The following is a 17,503-nucleotide window of genomic DNA, read 5'->3' on the forward strand; positions in this document are numbered from 1 at the left end:
TGATTCAGGTATGCCGCACGATCAGCGTCGTGGGCAGCATTTCGGACTGGGCAGGCTGGCCTTCGATCATGGCCAGCATTTTTTTCGCGAGCAGCACGCCGCCGTCGCGCAGGTATTGGTGGACGCTCGTAAGCGGCGGCACGAAGCTGGCCGCACCCGGCGTATCGTCGTAGCCGATGACGGAAATATCGTCCGGCACCCGTAGTCCGGCTTCGGTCAGGGCGCGGATCGCGCCCATGGCCAGCAGATCGCTGGCGGCAAACAGGCCGTCGCAGTTGTGGCCGGCCTTCTTCTTCAGCAGCGCATTCACACAGTCGAAGCCGGCCTCGAAGGTGAAAGCCTTGGGGCGCAGGATGTGCACGGTGGCGCGGCCGGACAGGGCGTCGATGAAGCCGGCGCAGCGTTCCTGCACCTCGGCGTGGTCGACGTCGCCCACGAAGATCAGCTTGCGCCGGCCCTGCTCCAGGAAGCGTTCGGCCACGCTGGCCCCACCCTTGCGGTTGTCGCTGCCGACGACCACATAGCTGGACTCCGGTTCCGGCGCGCCCCACACGACCAGGGGCATGCTGGTCTGCTGCAGCGCGCGCACCGCCTCGCCATGCGAGCCCTGGCCCAGCAGGATCAGGCCGTCGGCGCCCTGTACCGGCGCGGTGTCCAGCAACTGGCGCGAGGTCAGCACCACGCTGTAGCCGGCGGTCGTCAGTTCCTGGGTGATGCCGCCCAGGAGCTCCAGCGGATAAGGATCGGACATGGGCCGGCCTTTCACCGGCGTCATCTCGACCACCACCGCCACCGAATACGAGCGGCGCATGCGCAGGTTGCGCGCGCTGATGTTGAAGCGGTAGCCCTGCTCGGCGGCGATCCGGCGGATCTTCTCGCGCGTCTGCTCGGTCACCAGCGGACTGTCGCGCAGCGCACGGGACACGGTGATCGTGGAGACGCCGGCGACACGCGCCACATCCTCCATCGTGACCGCGGAGTCGCTTGCAGGACGCGGTGCCGTGACCGCTGTTTTTTTCGCTTGCGCCATGAGAACGTGAGTGATCGAAGAATGCCTGAGCCGGGACGCATTATGACAGATTTCTTTGCTTTGTCGACAAAGAATGACATCGATAACAATTTCGTTGACATCGATAACATTCTTTGTTTCAATGCAAACAAACGGGGAGGAGACGCCCCGTCAGCAGCCGGATCCCCATCCCAAAAAGAGAGCTCAACAACATGAAAAACCCAGTCCCGTTCCCGGCCCCGCAATTGTCCGCGGTCGCCCTCGCCGTGCTTGCCCTGGTTGCACAGTCGCAGGCCATGGCCCAGGAATCCTCTCCCCTGCCTGCCCAGGACAGCACGCAGAAAGAAATCCAGCAGGTCGTCGTGACCGGCACGGCCTCCGCACGCGGCACCCGCAAGATCGACACCAGCTTCTCCATCACCGCCGCCACCGAGGAACAGCTCAAGATGGCGTCGCCGAGCAGCACCGCGGACGTGCTGAAGATCGTGCCGGGCGTGTATGCCGAGTCCACCGGCGGCCAGTCGGGCGCCAACATCGAGGTGCGCGGCTTCCCCTCGGGCAGCGATTCGCCCTTCGTGTCGGTGCAGATGAATGGCGACCCGGTCTATCCGGTGCCGGTGCTGTCCTTCTTCGAGGGCTCGTCGGCGTTCCGCCTGGACGATACGATCGAGCGCGTCGAAGTGCTGCGCGGCGGCCCGAGTACCATCTACTCGGTTGGCCAGCCCGGCGCCACCATGAACTTCATCATGAAGAAAGGCGGCGACACCGCGGAAGGCAACCTGCGCTTCACCACCGGCACCGGCAATCTGCGCCGCGTCGACGGCGTCTACAGCGGCAAGATCGCCGACGGCTGGTACGGCATGATCGGCGGCTTCTACCGCACCACCAATGGTGTGCGCGACGCCGGCTTCCCGGCCGACGACGGCGGCCAGCTGTCGGCTTCCCTGACCCGCAAGCTGGATCAGGGCGAGCTGACGGTGTACGCCCGCTCGACCTCCGACAAGAACGCCTTTTACACGGGCGTGCCGCTGATCTCGTCGAACAACGGCCACACGATCTCGTCCTTCCCGGGCTTCGATCCGCTGACCGGCACCCTGATGAGCAACGAGATGCGCAACTTCACGGTCGAAGCCGGTCCCGGCAAGACCCTGAATTACGACCTGGGCAACGGCCGCGGCCTGAACTCGAACCTGATCGGCGCCGATTTCCAGCAAAAGCTGAACGGCTGGGACGTGTCGAACAAGCTGAACTACTTCAGCGGCGACCTGAATACGGTCGCCATGTTCACCGGTAATAATCCGCTGACGGCGGCCGACTACCTGGCCCAGGCCATCGCGTCGAACAACGGCAACGCGGCGACCCTGGCGGCGGCCGGCGGCGTGGCCGCAACCGGCGGCGCGATCACCTATACGACCGGCGGCGCGGCAGTCGCTCCCGGCCAGCAGGTGGTACAGGCCGGCCTGTGGGCGGTCGAGAAGAAGCTGCGCTCCTTCACCGACGAGTTCCGCGTGTCGAAGGACATCGGCTACAACAACACCCTGACCGTCGGCGCCTACGTCGCCAACTACTCCTCGCACGACGTCTGGTACCTCGGCAACAGCCACCTGATGACGGCGACCCCGAACGCCAGCCTGATCAACGTGAAGCTGAACAACGGCGTGGTGGTGTCCAACAACGGCACCGACGGCAATGTGTTCTACGCGCCGATCGCGTCCTACAGCGGCGACAATACGGCCGTCTTCGTGGCCGACGAGTGGCGCATCAACGACCGCATCAAGGTCGATGCCGGCATGCGCCACGAACGCCAGCGCATCTCGGGCTCGATCTCGAACCTGGCCTCCGGCGACACCGACAACAATCCGCTGACCGTGTACAACAACGGCACCTCGCAGCCGAACGGCAGCTATACCGGCCTGTCGCGCTCGGATTCGGCCAACTCGTTCACGGTGGGCGGCCTGTACAAGCTGACCCGTAATGCGAGCGTGTTCGTGCGCGCCAACCAGGGCCACACCTTCGTCTACTTCGACGACCTGCGCAACGCCGGCACCCAGGACGTGGTCAACGACCGCAACCGCGTGCCGAACCCGAAAGTGACCCAGTACGAAGTCGGCTTCAAGACCGCGACGCCGCTGTACAGCGCCTACGTGAACGCCTTCTTCACCGACTTCACCGGCATCTCCTTCCAGCAGATCACGACCACCGATGTGCTGTACTCGGTCAGCGGCTCGAAGGGCAAGGGCGTGGAATTCGAACTGGCGGTGCGCCCGCTGGCCGGCCTGCAGCTGCAGCTGACCGGCGACTGGCAGGATTCGGAATACAAGGACAACCCGGCCATCAACGGCAATGCGGTGCAGCGCCAGCCGAAGTTCCAGTACCGCTTCTCGCCGAGCTACCGGATCCCGGTGGGCGACATGGCGTTCAAGCTGTACGGCACCTACTCGCACATCGGCAGCCGTTGGGCGGACCAGGCCAACACCCAGTACCTGCCGGCCTATAACATGCTGGACCTGGGCGTACTGGCGGAGCTGTCCGACAAGCTGGAACTGCGCCTGAGCGGCACCAACGTCAACAACGCGCTCGGCCTGACCGAGGGAAATTCTCGCCTGGTCGGCGCCAGCACCGGGCCGATCAACGCGCGCCCGATCTTTGGCCGCACCTGGGAAGCCTCGCTGAACTACCGCTTCTGAGCGCTTTACCGTTTCACTGCGTTGTCACCTCTTGGCGGACCTGCGGGTCCGCCTTTTTTATGCCAGCTTCCCACGCAATGTCTCGAGCAGGCCCTTGAGGGCAAGCAGGTCGCCCGGCGCGCAGGCGGCCGCGCACATTACCCCTTCCTGGACCGCCGCGGCCTCCTTGCGCAGCGCGCGCCCGGCCTCGGTCAGGCTGACCACCACCTGGCGCTCGTCCTGCGTGGAACGGGCCCGGGCCACCAGGCCGGCGCTTTCGAGACGCTTGAGCAGGGGGGTCAGGGTCGCGGAATCGAGGAACAGGCGGGCGCCGATATCGGACACGGTCACGCCCTCGCGCTCCCACAGCACCAGCATCACCAGGTACTGCGGATAGGTCAGGTCCAGCTTGCGCAGCAGCTTGCGGTACAGCTTGTTCATCGCCAGCCCTGTCGAGTACAGCGCGAAGCACAGCTGGTCGTCCAGCAAGGGGGTCGGGTTCGGTTCGTTCGATTCCATGCAGCGATGTTAGATCGCGCGCTATCCGATTGCAAGCGATGCGGAACAGGCGGCCACGCGGTTGCGGCCGCCGGACTTGGCGTCGTACAGCAGGCTATCGGCGGCTTCGACCCAGGCGCTGTCCGGCTCCGGGCCGACCTTGCCTGCTACCACGCCCAGGCTCAGGCTCACCGTCCCAACCGGGTTATCCGCATGTTCGATGGCCAGCGCGGCGACCCAGGCGCGGATGGCGTCGGCCACGGCCATGGCGCCTTCCAGACTGGTGTCCGGCAGGATCACCGCGAATTCCTCGCCGCCGTAGCGCGCCGCCAGGTCGCCGGGACGGCGCGCGCCGCCTGCGATGGCGGCGGCCACGTGGCGCAGGCAATCGTCGCCGGCCACGTGGCCGTAGCGGTCGTTGTACTTCTTGAAGAAATCGACGTCGCACAGGATCAACCCGAACTGGCTGCCGCTGCGGCGCGCCCGCGCCAGTTCGCCGGCCAGGGCGTCTTCGAACAGGCGCCGGTTGGCCAGTCCGGTCAGGCCGTCGCTGTCGGCCAGGGTCTTGAGCGCGGCGTTTTGCTGCTCGAGGGTGGCGCCGGCGCGGCGCAATTCGTCCTCGAGCTGCTCGCGGATGCGGATCTGGCGGATCATGCGCACCCCGCCCCAGACCAGCACGGCAAGCGCAAAGGCCACCACGCCGCTCATCTTGAGCACCGTGCTCCACCAGTGGCCGAGGATTTCTTCCTTCGACTGCGCGCTGGCCACGATCAGCGGATAGCCTTCCAGGTGGCGGTAGCTGTACAGGCGCTCGATGCCGTCGACGGCCGAGGTCAGCATCGCGGTGCCGACCGGCCCTGCGCTGCGCAGCATCTGGAACACCTGCCCCTTGCTCATGTCCTTGCCGACCAGGTTCTCGTTGAACGGGCGCCGGTACATCAGGGTGCCGTCGTCCAGCGCCAGCACGATGGTGCCCTGGCGGCCGACGTCGAAGCGGTCGTAGAAGCGGCCGAAGTAGCCCAGGTCCAGGGTCACCAGCGCGACCCCGCCGAAGCTGCCGTCGGCGCGGTCGATGCGGCGCGATACCGGGATCACCATCACGCCGCTCGAACGGCTGCGCACCGGCCGGCCGACGTGGGTGCGGCGGTCGGTATGGGTCTGGTGATAGCGGAAGTAGTCGCGGTCCGAATTGTTGGCGTTGACGGCGTTGGCCAGCGCAGTCACGCGCCAGCTGCCGTCCGCGCCGTACACGAACAGGCCGTGCACTTCGGCCGAATGGGCCGCGATGTGCAGGAAGCGCTCGTGCAGGCGGTCGCCGGCCGCGCCTTCGATGCCGTCATGCTCGACCCGCTCCACGGTCTCGGCGAGGATCGCGTCGGCGATCTTGAACGAGGTCTCGGCCTGGGCCGCCAGCGCGCGCGCCATGTTCGAGGTGCTGGCCGCGGTCTGCTCCAGCTGGCCCTGGCGCGCCGACCACAGGCTCCAGGCGTACACGCCGGCCAGCAGCAGGCAAAACGCCGCCAGCAGGGCGATCGAGCGGCCCACCAGCGGGCGGCGTATCTGGTCCAGGTGATCGAGGTGGGGCGCGGAACTCGGCGGCATCGGCAAGGAGGCTGGCTGGGATATCGGGGAGGATAGACGCCCTGTCCCGATAAGTCCAGCGCCCCTCAGTGTCCGCCGGCCACCAGCACCGAGGCCGTATTGCGCCCTGCCCGCTTGGACTGGTACAGGGCTTCGTCGGCGGTGTGCGCCAGCGCCCCATGCTCCGGATGCGCGGACCAGGCGATGCCGATGCTGGCCGAGACCTGGCGCGGCTGGCCGTCGACCAGGAAGTCGGCGCGCATCGCCTCCAGCAGCTTGTCGGCGATGCGTCCGCATTCGCGCGCGGAGCCGACCTGCTCCAGCACGATCACGAATTCGTCGCCGGCCAGGCGCGCCACGGTGTCGGTGGCGCGCACGCTGGCCGACAGGCGTTTGGCGAATTCGCGCAGCACGGCGTCGCCGCTGGCGTGGCCCAGCGTGTCGTTGATCTGCTTGAAGTGGTCGACGTCCAGATAGACCAGCGCCATCGCCATCGCGCTGCGGCGCGCGCGCGCGATCGCCTGCGCCAGGCGCTCTTCGTAGCTGCGGCGGTTCGGCAGGCCGGTCAGGTGGTCGGAGTGCGCCAGCGCGTGCAGCTGGCGCTCGTACTCGCGCGCCGAGGTGGCGTCGGTGGACAGCACGTAGATGCCATGCACCAGGCCGTCGCGCACGTGCGGCAGGTAGGTCGTGCTGAGCACGCGGCGGCGCCCGCGGCGCTCTTCCTCGATCTCCAGGGCCGAGGCATGGCCGTCCAGGCAGCGTTCGAGGGCCGCGCGGCGCGGCGCGAAGAAAGCCTCGCCCATGGCTTCCGGCACGGTCTTGCCGAGCATGTCGGCGCTCTTCACCCCGAACCATTCCTGGTAACGCTGGTTGGCGAAGGCATAGCGCATGCCGGTGTCGATGTAGGCGATCAGGGCCGGCACGTTATCCGCAATGGTGCGCAGGCGCTCCTCGTTCTCGGCCGCGCGCACGCGCGCCGCGGCCAGCTCGGTCACATCCTTCATCGCCACCACGGCGCCCAGCGCCTCGCCTTCCGCTCCCTTCAGGGCGCGGCCGCTGGCCAGCACGCGGTGGACGCGGCCTTGCGGGTGCTTGACCACCATGGTCGCATCCCTGACGTTCTCGCCGCGCAGGGCGCGCGCCAGCGGAATGCGGGCTTCTTCCAGCGGGGTCAGGCCGTCGTCCTCGAACAGGCGGTAGTGGCCCGCCCATTGCACCGGCGCCAGGGCATCGGCGTCCATGCCGTGCAGGTCGCGCGCCGCGCGGTTGAACAGACTCAGGGCGCCGTCGGCGCCGCAGGCAACCACGCCGACGTCCACCGATTCCAGCACGGCGTCGAGCAAGGCCTGCTTCTGCTCCAGCACCTGCTGGACCTGCAGGCGCTGCTGCGCCTCCTGTTCGAGCTGCGCGTTCTTGGCATGCAGTTCGCGGGTGCGGTCTTCGACGCGGCGTTCCAGCTGTACGTTCAGCTCGCGCAGCGCCATCTGGGCCGCATCGCGCGCGGCCACCAGCACGCCGCGGTTCAATTCGTCCTGCACCATCTGCGCGAGGTCGCGCAGCATGCGTTTTTCGGCGTCACCGAACATGCGGGGCTGCTGGTCGATGATGCAGAGGGTGCCGAGCGGCTGGCCGTCGACGCTGTGCACCGGCTGGCCCGCATAGAAGCGGATGGAGGGGGCGCCCGTCACCAGCGGATTGCCGGCAAAGCGTTCATCCAGGTGGGTGTCGGGCACGACCAGCAGATCGTCCAGGGCCACCGCGTGGCTGCAGAAGGACATCGAACGCGGCGTCTCGCTGACTTCCAGGCCGACGCGCGACTTGAACCACTGGCGCTGCGCGTCGACCAGCGACACCAGGGCGATCGGTGCGCCGAAGGCGGCGGCGGCGATCCGGGTGTAGCGGTCGAATCGGTCTTCCTGCGGCGTGTCGAGCACGCCGAGGGCGCGCAAGGCCCTGACGCGCTCTTCTTCTGCGTGTTCCTGTTGACTGAGCATGAATCGTCCTTACCGCCGAGCGGCCAACAAATCAACCGGCAGATTCCAGCCGGGGGATGGTAAAGCGCGAAAACACAGGCGCTTTGCCTGAGGGGAACGATTCTAGAGGATTTCAACCGAGCTGTGCAGTATATCCATTATGATTTCCATACGGAAATTATTGCACATAACGCAATTCTTTCGCGCGGTTTTGCCGCGCGCCCGCTGCGGCGTGCCGGGAATCTTCTTCATGATTTGGCAAATTTGCCGACACCCTCCGGCTAGCCTCGCCCCTGCGGCGGAGTTGGACCGGCACAACAGCCCGATTTGACGATCACTGCGCGAACAGATGAAAGATTGCCTTCTCTCCAATACTCTGGACACCAGGACATAAACGAAACGGCAACACCGCTCATCGTCGAAGTAATCAAACAGTATGTGTGTCATCTAACCGAGCAGGAAGGGCTGGCCCCGTATGGTGGGCGTCTTACGACGAAAGGACGGCCATGGACCCTCACCAGCAGCATCCGATCCGCCTGCGCCTGAACGGGCAGGACCGGGAATTCGACGTCGAATCCTGGGTCACCCTGCTCGATCTCCTGCGCGAACGCGCGGGCCTGACGGGCACCAAGAAAGGCTGCGACCACGGCCAGTGCGGCGCCTGCACGGTCCTGCTCGACGGCCGCCGCGTGAATTCCTGCCTGACCCTGGCCGTCATGCAGGACGGCCATGAAGTCACCACGGTCGAGGGCCTGGCCAGGGGCGACGAACTGCATCCGCTGCAACAGGCCTTCATCGCCTGCGACGCCTTCCAGTGCGGCTACTGCACCCCCGGCCAGATCTGCTCGGCCGCCGGCCTGATCGCTGAAGGCCAGGCGAAAACCATCGCCGACGTGCGCGAACTCATGAGCGGCAACGTGTGCCGCTGCGGCGCCTATCCGCAGATCGTGCGCGCGGTGGCCCAGGTGCTCGAACTGGACGCTTCCGCCCTCGACGAGGGCAAGCCGTTTACGACCGGGTCGGTGCTGGTATGAATCCCTTCTCCTATACCCAGCCGAAGGACATCGACGGCGTCCTGGCAAGGCTCGCGAATGGCGCGCGTCCGATCGCCGGCGGCACCAATTTACTGGACCTGATGAAGGAAGGCGTGTACGGCACGCCTTCCGGAGGCATGACGCCCCTGGAACTCGTCGACATCAACGCGATTGCCACGGCGGGCCTGGACCGCATCGAAGAATCCGGCAAAGGGCTGCGCCTGGGCGCGCTGGCCCGCAATGCCGATACCGCCTACCACCCGCTGGTGCGCGAGCGCTATCCCCTGCTGTCCAGCGCGATCCTGGCCGGCGCCTCGCCGCAGTTGCGCAACATGGCGACCAACGGCGGCAACCTGCTGCAGCGAACCCGCTGTGTCTATTTCTATGACGTCGGTGTCCCCTGCAACAAGCGCGAGCCCGGCACCGGCTGCCCGGCCAAGCACGGCATCAACCGCCAGCACGCGATTCTCGGCACCAGCGAGCATTGCATCGCGACCCACCCGTCCGACATGTGCGTGGCCCTGCGCGCGCTGGACGCCGTCGTCCACGTGCGCGCCAGGGACGGCGGGCGCGAGATCCCCTTCGGCGAATTCCACCGCCTGCCCGGCGATCGCCCGGAACTCGACAGCACCCTGCAGCCGGGCGAGCTGATCACCCACATCGCCCTGCCCGACGCCGCCCGCTTCGTCGACCACTCCGCCTACATCAAGGTGCGCGAACGCCTGTCCTACGCCTTTGCGCTGGTGTCGGTGGCGGCCGCGCTGGACCTCGACGGCGACGCCATCCGCGGCGCCCGCATTGCGCTGGGAGGCGTCGCCCACAAGCCCTGGCGAGTGGAGGAAGCCGAGCGCGAACTCGAAGGCAAGCAGGCCGGCGAGGCCGCGTTCACCCAGGCTGCCGAGCGCATCCTGGAGGGCGCGCGCGGCTGGGGCCAGAACGACTTCAAGCTGCCGCTGGCGAAGAACGCCATCGTGCAGGCACTCATGAGCGCCACGCGCGGCACCGCCTACGCCAGGGGAGAGAAAGAATGACGGACCTGATTCCAGAACTGCGCACCCCGAGCGCCCCGGCAGGCACGGGCCGCGTGAAGAGCGGCATGCACGTGTCGCGCGTGGACGGCATCGCCAAGGTGACCGGCGCCGCCAGATACGCCGCCGAGCATGGGGCGCCGGACCTGGCCTATGGCGTGGTGGTCAGCGGCACCGTGGCCAGGGGGCGCATCAAGAACATCGATGCCGGCGCCGCCGAAGCCGTACCGGGCGTGATCGCCGTGATCACGCACGAGAACCGCAAGGTCAAGATGCGCGGCAACGACCTGGCCTACAAGGACATGACGGCGCCGGGCGGCTCGCCCTTCCGCCCTTTATATAGCGACCGCATCTTCTACAGCGGCCAGCCGGTGGCGCTGGTGGTGGCCGAGACCTTCGAGGCCGCACGCCATGCGGCCGCCCTGGTCAGCCTGACCTACGAGGTCGAAGAACACGACACCAATCTGCTGGCCAGCCTGGAGCGCGCCTACACGCCGCGCCCGCTGAAGGCCGGCTTCACGCCGCCCAGCTCGAAAGGCGATGCCGACAAGGCTTACGAGGCCGCGCCGGTGAAGATCGAGTCCCAGTTCTACCACGGCGTCGAGCACCACAATCCGATGGAGATGTTCGCCTCCACCGTCGTCCATGGCGAGGACGGCCACCTGACCGTCTACGACAAGAACCAGAGCTCGCAGAACTGCCGCTGGTACGTCTCGCACGTGTTCGGCCTGTCCAAGGACAAGGTCACGGTGCGCAATCCCTATGTGGGCGGCGCCTTCGGCTCCGGCCTGCGCCCCCAGTACCAGTTGCCGCTGGCGGTGATGGCGGCCCTGCAGCTGAAACGCTCGGTGCGGGTGGTGCTGACGCGCCAGCAGATGTTCAGCTTCGGCCACCGGCCCGAGACCTGGCAGCAGGTCAAGCTGGCGGCGAACCCGGACGGCCAGCTGCAGGCCATCGTCCACAACGCGGTGCACGAGACCTCGCGCCTGGAGGATTACGTCGAGGTGGTGGTCAACTGGTCCGGCCAGATGTACGCCTGCGACAACATCAAGCTCGGCTACAAGCTGGTGGGCCAGGACCGCTATTCGCCGATCGACATGCGTGCGCCCGGCGCCGCCCACGGCGTGCATGCGCTCGAAGTGGCGATGGACGAGATGGCCCATGCACTGAAGATGGATCCGCTGGCCTTCCGCTTGAAGAACTATGCCGAGGTCAACCCGATGGACGGCAAGCCCTATTCCACCAAGGAGCTGCGCCAGTGCTACCGGAAAGGCGCCGAGCGCTTCGGCTGGAAAGACAGGCCGCTCGAGCCGCGCAGCATGCGGGACGGCGAGGAACTGGTCGGCTGGGGCATGGCGACCGGCATGTGGGATTCGCTGGTGCTGGTGGCGCGCGTGTCGGCCGTGCTGCATGCGGACGGCCGCCTGGTGGTCTCCAGCGCGGCCTCCGACATCGGCACCGGCACCTATACCGTGATGTCCATGATCGCGGCGGAAGCCATGGGCATGCCACTGGAAAAAGTGACTTTCCAGCTGGGCGACTCGACCCTGCCGCTGGCGCCTATCGAAGGCGGCTCCTCGCACGTGGCGACGGTCGGCTCGGGTGTTGCCGGCGCCTGCGAGAAGCTGCAGAAAGCCTTGCTCAAGATGGCCCAGGCCATGCCCGACTCCATCTTCAAGAAGCTGCAGCTGCGCCAGGTGGAATTCAACGACGGCCGCCTGCACCTGCGCGGCCAGCCGGCCAACGGCGTCGAGCTGGCCGAGGTGCTGGCGCATGCGGGCAAGGACAGCGTCGAGGAGAAATTCCTGCTCACGCCGCAGATGCTCAAGCAGCGCAAGTACACGCGCGCCGTGCACTCGGCCGTGTTCTGCGAGGTGCGGGTCAACGAGAAGCTCGGCATCGTGCGCGTGACGCGGGTCGTGAACGCGGTCGCGGCCGGGCGCATCATCAGCGCCAAGACGGCCGAGAGCCAGATCGTCGGCGGCGTGGTGTGGGGCATCAGCCAGGCGCTCCACGAAGAGACCTACACCGACCACCGGCTGGGCCGCTTCATGAACCACAATTACGCCGAATACCATGTGGCGGTGAACGCCGACATCCACGATATCCAGGTCATCTTCGCCGACGAGGACGACCGCGTGGTCAGCAAGCAGCTGGGCGCCAAGGGCGTGGGCGAGATCGGCCTGGTGGGCGTGTCGGCGGCGGTGGCGAACGCGATCTTTCACGCCACCGGCAAGCGCCTGCGCAGCACGCCGATGTCGCCGGACAAGCTGCTGCTGGGCGACCAGGAGGTGCCGGTGCAGAAACCGCCGCAGTTCGAGTAGCCGCTTCGGCTGTGGCATCATCGGTGTCTGGCCGTTCAACCGGAGATGCCGATGAAATGCTTCCTGCCGCTGTTCGCTGTCCTGCTGTCCGCCTGCGCGTCGACGCCGCTCGCGCAGGCCCCCATCCCTTCCGATCAGGAGGTCGTCCAGCTCATGCAGCGCGAACAGCTGCAAGGGCTGGCCCTGGCCGTCATCGACGACGGTGAAATAAAAAGCGTGCGCACCTGGGGCTGGCGCAATGCCGGGAAGAAGCTGCCGCTGCAGAAGGACACCATCATGTACGGCGCCTCGCTGACCAAGGCCGCCTTTGCTTACATGCTGCTGCAGCTGGTCGACGAAAGGAAGCTCGATCTCGACGCGCCGCTGGAGCGCCTGCTGCCGCGCCCCCTGCCCGAGTACAAAAAGCCCTTCGACTACGCGGACCTGGCCGGTGACGAACGCTGGCGCCGGATCACGCCGCGCATCCTGCTGACCCATTCAAGCGGCTTCGCCAACTTCCGCTGGCTCGAACCGGACAAGAAGCTGCGCTTCCACTTCGATCCCGGCGCGCGCTACGCCTATTCCGGCGAAGGCTTCTATCTGCTGCAGCTGATCCTGGAACAGGGCCTCGGGCTCGACACGAAAGCGGAGATGCAGCGCCGCGTGTTCGACCGCTTCGGCATGCGCAACACCAGCATGCAGTGGCGCCCGGATTTCGCGGACAACCTGGCCGACGGCTACGACGAAAACGGCAAGATGGAGCCGCACGATGAACGCAGCAACGTCCGCGCGGCCGGCTCGATGGACACCAGCATCGAGGACCAGGCCAGGCTGTGGGCCGGCATCGTGCGCGGCGACGGCCTGAGCCCGGCCTCGCGCGCGGCCCTAAGCAAAGGCTGGCTGCCGATCGCATCGCGGCACCAGTTCCCGCCCTTCGAGGAAGGCAGCGCCAGCTGGCCGCAGCGGCTGGCCGCCGGCCTGGGCGTCGTGACTTTCCAGGACCGCAGCGGCGGCGCCGGCTGGTTCAAGGGCGGCCACAACGACACCACCGCCAACATGGTGATCTGCCTGGATGCGAAACGCCGCTGCGTGCTCATGCTGTCCAACGACGTGCGCGCCGAGCGTATCTACCCCGAGCTGGCGCGGCGCGTGCTGGGCGAGAACGACATGCCCTGGGCCTGGGAATACAACTTCGTCACGCCGCCGCGCTGAGTACCTCGAAGGCGCACACCTCGCCATCCTCGGGCACCAGCACGCGGCTGCGCAGGCCCTGGGCATCGAGGAAGCCGCGCAGGTCGGCGCGCGACAGCACGCAGTGGTTCACGGCTTCCAGGTGGCTGGCGATGACGGTGGCCCGAGGCGCCGCCTGCGCCACCTTCACGATGTCATGTTCGTCCATGATGATGGCGCCCAGGCCGGGCACCTGGGCATCGCCGCAGTTCAGGACGACGACGTCCGGCTTGTAGCTGGCCAGGGCCTCGGCGACGTGTTGGTTCCAGACCGTGTCGCCGGCGACGTACAGGGTCGGCTCGCCGGGGTGGCTGAACACCACGCCGCTCACGATACCCATGCGGTCGCCGATCACGGCCATCACCTGGTCGCTGCCGTGCTGGCCGCCGGTCTGGTGCAGGGTGATGCCGTCGAAGGACGCAGCGTCGCCGAACAGGCGCACGTCCTCGAAACCGTCGGCGCGCAGGGCCGTCGCGTCAATCTCGTTCTGGGCCAGGATCGTCAGGCTGCGCGGCACCAGGCGGCGCGCCGCCTCGTCCCAGTGGTCGGCGTGCAGGTGGGTGACGAGGACGGCGTCGACGTCCAGCAGTTCCACCACCGGCACCGGCAGCCCGACCAGCGGGTTGGCCAGGTGGCTGTTGGCGGTGCCTGGAAAGCCCGGGTACGCGCCCTGTTCGGCGAGCAGGGGGTCGACCAGGAAGCGTTTGCCGGCGTAGTCGATGCGGAGGGTGGCGTTGCGGATCTGCTGGATGTGCATGAGGGCTCCTGTGTTGAAGGTGAAAACAGGAGCATTGTCGCGGCCAGCTATCAGGACTGACAGTGGCCCGCAAGCCAGCATGCGATAGAATCGGGCCATGACAAGCAAACACACCATTCATGTTGCCGTCATTGCCTTCGACGGCATGACGCCCTTCCATTTATCGGTGCCCTGCCTGGTGTTCGGCAGCAGCCTGGGCGCCCGGCAGGGCTTCGAACTGCGCGTGTGCGGACTGGACGCCGCCATGCTGGCCACCAGCGCCGGCTTCGGCATCCGCCCCAGCCATGGACTCGACGGCCTGGAGGGGGCCGATATCGTCGTCATGCCGGCCTGGCACGACGACTGCCGCCCTGCCCCGCCGGCGCTGCTGGAAGCGCTGCGCAAGGCGCACGCGCGCGGCGCCTGCGTGATGGCGCTGTGTCTGGGCGCGTTTCCGGTGCTGGAAGCCGGCCTGCTGGACGGGCGCGCGGCCACCACGCACTGGGCCGCGGCCGGCGAGCTGGCGCGCCGCCATCCGAAGGTGAAGGTGGATCCTGAAGTGCTGTACGTGGACGAGGGCGACGTGCTGACCTCGGCCGGCGTCGCCGCCGGCATCGACTGCTGCCTGCACCTGCTGCGCCGCCTGTGCGGCGCCGAAACGGCAAATGCGGTGGCGCGCCGCCTGGTGGTTGCGCCGCACCGCCAGGGCGGCCAGGCCCAGTTCATCGAGAAGCCGCTGCCGGTATCGCCCAGCGACGGCCGCCTGGCCAGGGTGCTGGAATGGGTGGGCCGCAACCTCGAGGCCGAACACGAACTCGATGCGCTGGCCGCGCGCGCCGCCATGAGCCGGCGCAACTTCACGCGCCACTTCCGGCAAGCCACCGGCATGTCCTTCAAACAGTGGCTGCTGGAGCAGCGCCTGCAGCATGCGCGTACGCTGCTCGAGACCAGCGAGGCGCCGGTCGAACGGGTGGCGCAGCAGGCCGGCTTCGGCTCGGCCCTGTCGCTGCGCCAGCATTTCAGGTCCACGCTCCAGACCTCGCCGGCGGCCTACCGCAAGCAGTTCAGAACTTCGTCTCCAGCATCGCCCGCACCTGCACGAAGGTCGGCGTGAAGGTGGTGTCGGTCAGGCGGCTGCCGTCGCCGCTGACGTAGGTGGATGCCGTCACGTTCTCCTGACGCAGGGTGTTCGCCAGCGACATGCGCAGCTGCACCTTGGGCGTGAACTTCCACACGCCGTACAGATCCAGCGCGCGCTTCACGCCCGCATAGCCGTACTGGTTCTGCGAGATGCGCACCGGGCCGCCGTTCTGGAAGCTCAGGCTGCCGCCGAAGGTGGCCGGCAGGCCGTCGAACTTGTAGTCGAAGCCGAAGGTGCCGGAGAGCGGCGTCTGCTGGTCCAGGCGGTTGTCCGGGCCCGGCACCATCGACAGGCTGGACCAGCTGCGCGAGACGTTGGCGCGCAGGTCCAGCGCCGGCCAGCCCGGGAACATCTGGCGCAGCGGCAGCTTGGCTTCCAGCTCGATGCCGCGGGTGTTCGCCGCGCCGTCGTTCACCGGCATCGACACCCACAAACCATCGATGAAGAACACGCGCGAGTGCGTGATGTCGTCGATGTGGCGCACATAGGTGCTGGCGCTCAGCAGGCCGCCGCCCGGCAGGTAGTGTTCATAGGCCAGGTCCAGGCCCCAGGCGAGTTCCGGTTTGAGCTGCGGGTTGCCGATGGTGTCCGGCGTGGTCGGGCTGTTGTTGGAGGCGATGCCGCGTCGCGGCACCAGCGCAGCCAGGCTCGGCGCCTTGTAGGTGCGGGTGATGCCGCCGCGGAGCTGGTCGTTCTTCGAGCCCGGGATCTTGTACAGGGTCTGGAACACCGGGCTGAAGACGCTCGACTTGCTGTCGATGGGCGCGTAGCTGTTGCCTTCGCTCTTGTTCTGGATGCCTTCCCAACGCAGGCCGAAGTACACCGACCATTGCTTGGTCACGCTCCATTCGTCCTGGGCGAACAGGGCCAGGCGGCGCACGGTGGCGTCGAAGCCTTCGTCGCGGTTATTGATTGGCGCGCCGACGGTGGTGGTCTCCAGCTGCAGCCGGGCTTCGTTGCGCAGGCTGTAGGCGCCGTCCCAGCCGACCGCGATCGAATGGCCGTCGCCGACCGGACGCGAATACTTGCCGGTGCTGCTCCAGCCCTTTTCGGTGACGTCGTTGGCGATGTCGCGGTCGAGCGCCAGCACCTCGTCGGCGTAGTACTGTTGCTGGCCCATGTTGCTGTCGCGGTGCGCGTAGTTGACGCCGAACTTGGCGTCCAGCTTGGCGCCCTGCTCCAGGCGCTTGGTCCAGGACAGGTCGCTGCGCAGCATTTCCATCTTGTTCTCGACGTCGGTGGCGGTGGCGACGTAGCGCGGCGGCGCGCCCAGTGAAGTCACCACGGTTTCCGGCGCATCGCCGTGCGAGCGGGCGACGTTGATGAAGTTCTGCGAGGTGATCACTTCACCGGGACCGATGTTCCAGTTGATGCGCGGCGACAGGCCGATGCCGAGCAGGCGGCCGCGGTTGCCGTCGTAAGCAACGCGGTGCAGGACTTCGCGGCCGGCCGCGTCATAGCCTTCGGTGACGATGTGCGAAGGACGGTCCTGGCGGCCGTACAGCAGGTTGCCGCTCATCGCGTACGACATCTTGCCGCTCTTGTCCGACAGCTGGAAGGTCGACACCGCACCGTAGGCGCCGTGCTCCGCCTGGACGCCGGTCTTCAGTTCACGCTGCGCCGTCTGTACCTGGCGCTTCAGCACGATGTTGATGCCGCCGGCGATGGCCTGGGTGCTGTACTCCGCGGTGGCGGCGCGCATGATCTCGATGCGCTCGACCATCTCCGGCGACACCTGGTCCAGCGAGAAGCCCGGCGGCGCCGGCTCGCCGTTCAGCAGGATCTGCGTATAGCCGTTGCCCAGGCCGCGCATGCGGACGTTGCCGCCGCGGCCCTGCACGCCGCCCACGGTGATGCCCGGAAGGCGCTTCAGCACCTCGCCCAGGGTCGTATCGCCATGGCGCAGGATCTCTTCCTGGTTGACGACGATCTTGGTGGCGGTGTCGTCGCGGCGCGCGTCGTAGGCGGCAGCCTGGCCCTTTACCTCGACCTTCTGCATCTGTGCGGATTTGTCGGCGGCCGGCTTGTCGGCGGTGGTGGCCTGCTCCGCCGCATGGGCGCTGAACATGCCGAAGATGGCGGGCGAAGCGAGCAGCAGGCGGACGAGGGTGTTCGTATTCTGGCGTGACATGGTTCTTGTTGTAGTGGCGATGAGCGGTTGATCGAGCCCGCATCATGCCCTGCAGTAAGTACACCCGACAGGGCGATGCGACGAAGCGTCGAAAATCGGGCGCGAAATGCTGCATGGCGATATGTACGGTTGGGCACTGTCGGTGCGCTTTACACATTTGTGACGTGGAATCA

Annotated in this window: 12 protein-coding genes; 6 read left to right on the forward strand and 6 right to left on the reverse strand. The window is 67.1% G+C overall.

Translation table 11 applies throughout. The features are described from left to right. Positions 1-4: 4 nt before the first annotated feature. Positions 5-967: a LacI family DNA-binding transcriptional regulator gene (locus tag LQV39_RS17190; RefSeq protein WP_230027476.1), complete on the reverse strand. Its 963-nt coding sequence runs from the start codon at positions 965-967 to the stop codon at positions 5-7. 254 nt (positions 968-1,221) lie between these two features. Between LQV39_RS17190 and LQV39_RS17195 the strand changes: the two genes are divergently transcribed. Further along, complete coding sequence (locus LQV39_RS17195) at positions 1,222-3,696, forward strand: TonB-dependent siderophore receptor (RefSeq protein WP_230027358.1); 2,475 nt, start codon at positions 1,222-1,224, stop codon at positions 3,694-3,696. Between the two features lie 57 nt (positions 3,697-3,753). On the opposite strand, the gene LQV39_RS17200 is transcribed toward LQV39_RS17195, so the two are convergent. The 3 genes from LQV39_RS17200 to LQV39_RS17210 all read right to left on the reverse strand — a co-directional run bounded on the left by LQV39_RS17200 (position 3,754) and on the right by LQV39_RS17210 (position 7,748). Further along, positions 3,754-4,194 carry a MarR family winged helix-turn-helix transcriptional regulator gene (locus tag LQV39_RS17200; RefSeq protein ID WP_230027359.1) on the reverse strand — a complete coding sequence of 147 codons (441 nt, stop codon included), beginning with the start codon at positions 4,192-4,194 and terminating at the stop codon, positions 3,754-3,756. A 21-nt stretch (positions 4,195-4,215) separates the two neighbouring features. Then, the gene (locus tag LQV39_RS17205; protein WP_230027360.1) at positions 4,216-5,775 is read right to left on the reverse strand and encodes a GGDEF domain-containing protein; all 1,560 of its coding nucleotides are present in this window, start codon (positions 5,773-5,775) and stop codon (positions 4,216-4,218) included. Positions 5,776-5,840: 65 nt separating this feature from the next. Further along, positions 5,841-7,748 carry a diguanylate cyclase domain-containing protein gene (locus tag LQV39_RS17210; RefSeq protein ID WP_230027361.1) on the reverse strand — a complete coding sequence of 636 codons (1,908 nt, stop codon included), beginning with the start codon at positions 7,746-7,748 and terminating at the stop codon, positions 5,841-5,843. 485 nt (positions 7,749-8,233) lie between these two features. On the opposite strand from LQV39_RS17210, the gene LQV39_RS17215 reads away from it, so the two are divergent. From LQV39_RS17215 to LQV39_RS17230, 4 genes are read left to right on the forward strand one after another with little or no spacing between them, the layout of a single operon-like run. Beyond that, positions 8,234-8,761, forward strand: coding sequence for a (2Fe-2S)-binding protein (locus LQV39_RS17215; RefSeq protein WP_230027362.1), 528 nt, complete (start codon positions 8,234-8,236; stop codon positions 8,759-8,761). Next, the gene (locus LQV39_RS17220; protein WP_230027363.1) at positions 8,758-9,792 is read left to right on the forward strand and encodes a xanthine dehydrogenase family protein subunit M; all 1,035 of its coding nucleotides are present in this window, start codon (positions 8,758-8,760) and stop codon (positions 9,790-9,792) included. The genes LQV39_RS17215 and LQV39_RS17220 overlap by 4 nt, the downstream gene beginning before the upstream one ends. Then, the gene (locus tag LQV39_RS17225; RefSeq protein WP_230027364.1) at positions 9,789-12,113 is read left to right on the forward strand and encodes a xanthine dehydrogenase family protein molybdopterin-binding subunit; all 2,325 of its coding nucleotides are present in this window, start codon (positions 9,789-9,791) and stop codon (positions 12,111-12,113) included. The genes LQV39_RS17220 and LQV39_RS17225 overlap by 4 nt, the downstream gene beginning before the upstream one ends. Before the next feature lie 51 nt (positions 12,114-12,164). After that, the gene (locus LQV39_RS17230; protein ID WP_230027365.1) at positions 12,165-13,304 is read left to right on the forward strand and encodes a serine hydrolase; all 1,140 of its coding nucleotides are present in this window, start codon (positions 12,165-12,167) and stop codon (positions 13,302-13,304) included. On the opposite strand, the gene LQV39_RS17235 is transcribed toward LQV39_RS17230, so the two are convergent. After that, positions 13,288-14,079 carry an MBL fold metallo-hydrolase gene (locus LQV39_RS17235; RefSeq protein ID WP_230027366.1) on the reverse strand — a complete coding sequence of 264 codons (792 nt, stop codon included), beginning with the start codon at positions 14,077-14,079 and terminating at the stop codon, positions 13,288-13,290. The two genes, LQV39_RS17230 and LQV39_RS17235, sit on opposite strands and share 17 nt — an antisense overlap. Before the next feature lie 97 nt (positions 14,080-14,176). Here LQV39_RS17235 and LQV39_RS17240 point away from each other — a divergent pair, with 97 nt between their 5' ends. Further along, the gene (locus tag LQV39_RS17240; RefSeq protein WP_230027367.1) at positions 14,177-15,172 is read left to right on the forward strand and encodes a GlxA family transcriptional regulator; all 996 of its coding nucleotides are present in this window, start codon (positions 14,177-14,179) and stop codon (positions 15,170-15,172) included. On the opposite strand, the gene LQV39_RS17245 is transcribed toward LQV39_RS17240, so the two are convergent. Continuing rightward, positions 15,123-17,330, reverse strand: coding sequence for a TonB-dependent siderophore receptor (locus LQV39_RS17245; RefSeq protein WP_230027368.1), 2,208 nt, complete (start codon positions 17,328-17,330; stop codon positions 15,123-15,125). The two genes, LQV39_RS17240 and LQV39_RS17245, sit on opposite strands and share 50 nt — an antisense overlap. Between the last annotated feature and the right edge of the window lie 173 nt (positions 17,331-17,503).

Origin of the sequence: Massilia sp. Bi118, from assembly GCF_918697865.1 — a bacterium.
Classification (GTDB): domain Bacteria; phylum Pseudomonadota; class Gammaproteobacteria; order Burkholderiales; family Burkholderiaceae_D; genus Telluria.

Excerpts from the sequence above, each read along its gene's own strand:
- LQV39_RS17235 (WP_230027366.1), bottom strand. The coding sequence starts at position 14,079 with ATGCACATCCAGCAGATCCGCAACGCCACCCTCCGCATCGACTACGCC.
- LQV39_RS17230 (WP_230027365.1), top strand. The coding sequence starts at position 12,165 with ATGAAATGCTTCCTGCCGCTGTTCGCTGTCCTGCTGTCCGCCTGCGCG.
- LQV39_RS17190 (WP_230027476.1), bottom strand. The coding sequence starts at position 967 with ATGGAGGATGTGGCGCGTGTCGCCGGCGTCTCCACGATCACCGTGTCC.
- LQV39_RS17205 (WP_230027360.1), bottom strand. The coding sequence starts at position 5,775 with ATGCCGCCGAGTTCCGCGCCCCACCTCGATCACCTGGACCAGATACGC.
- LQV39_RS17245 (WP_230027368.1), bottom strand. The coding sequence starts at position 17,330 with ATGTCACGCCAGAATACGAACACCCTCGTCCGCCTGCTGCTCGCTTCG.
- LQV39_RS17200 (WP_230027359.1), bottom strand. The coding sequence starts at position 4,194 with ATGGAATCGAACGAACCGAACCCGACCCCCTTGCTGGACGACCAGCTG.
- LQV39_RS17210 (WP_230027361.1), bottom strand. The coding sequence starts at position 7,748 with ATGCTCAGTCAACAGGAACACGCAGAAGAAGAGCGCGTCAGGGCCTTG.
- LQV39_RS17215 (WP_230027362.1), top strand. The coding sequence starts at position 8,234 with ATGGACCCTCACCAGCAGCATCCGATCCGCCTGCGCCTGAACGGGCAG.
- LQV39_RS17220 (WP_230027363.1), top strand. The coding sequence starts at position 8,758 with ATGAATCCCTTCTCCTATACCCAGCCGAAGGACATCGACGGCGTCCTG.
- LQV39_RS17195 (WP_230027358.1), top strand. The coding sequence starts at position 1,222 with ATGAAAAACCCAGTCCCGTTCCCGGCCCCGCAATTGTCCGCGGTCGCC.
- LQV39_RS17225 (WP_230027364.1), top strand. The coding sequence starts at position 9,789 with ATGACGGACCTGATTCCAGAACTGCGCACCCCGAGCGCCCCGGCAGGC.
- LQV39_RS17240 (WP_230027367.1), top strand. The coding sequence starts at position 14,177 with ATGACAAGCAAACACACCATTCATGTTGCCGTCATTGCCTTCGACGGC.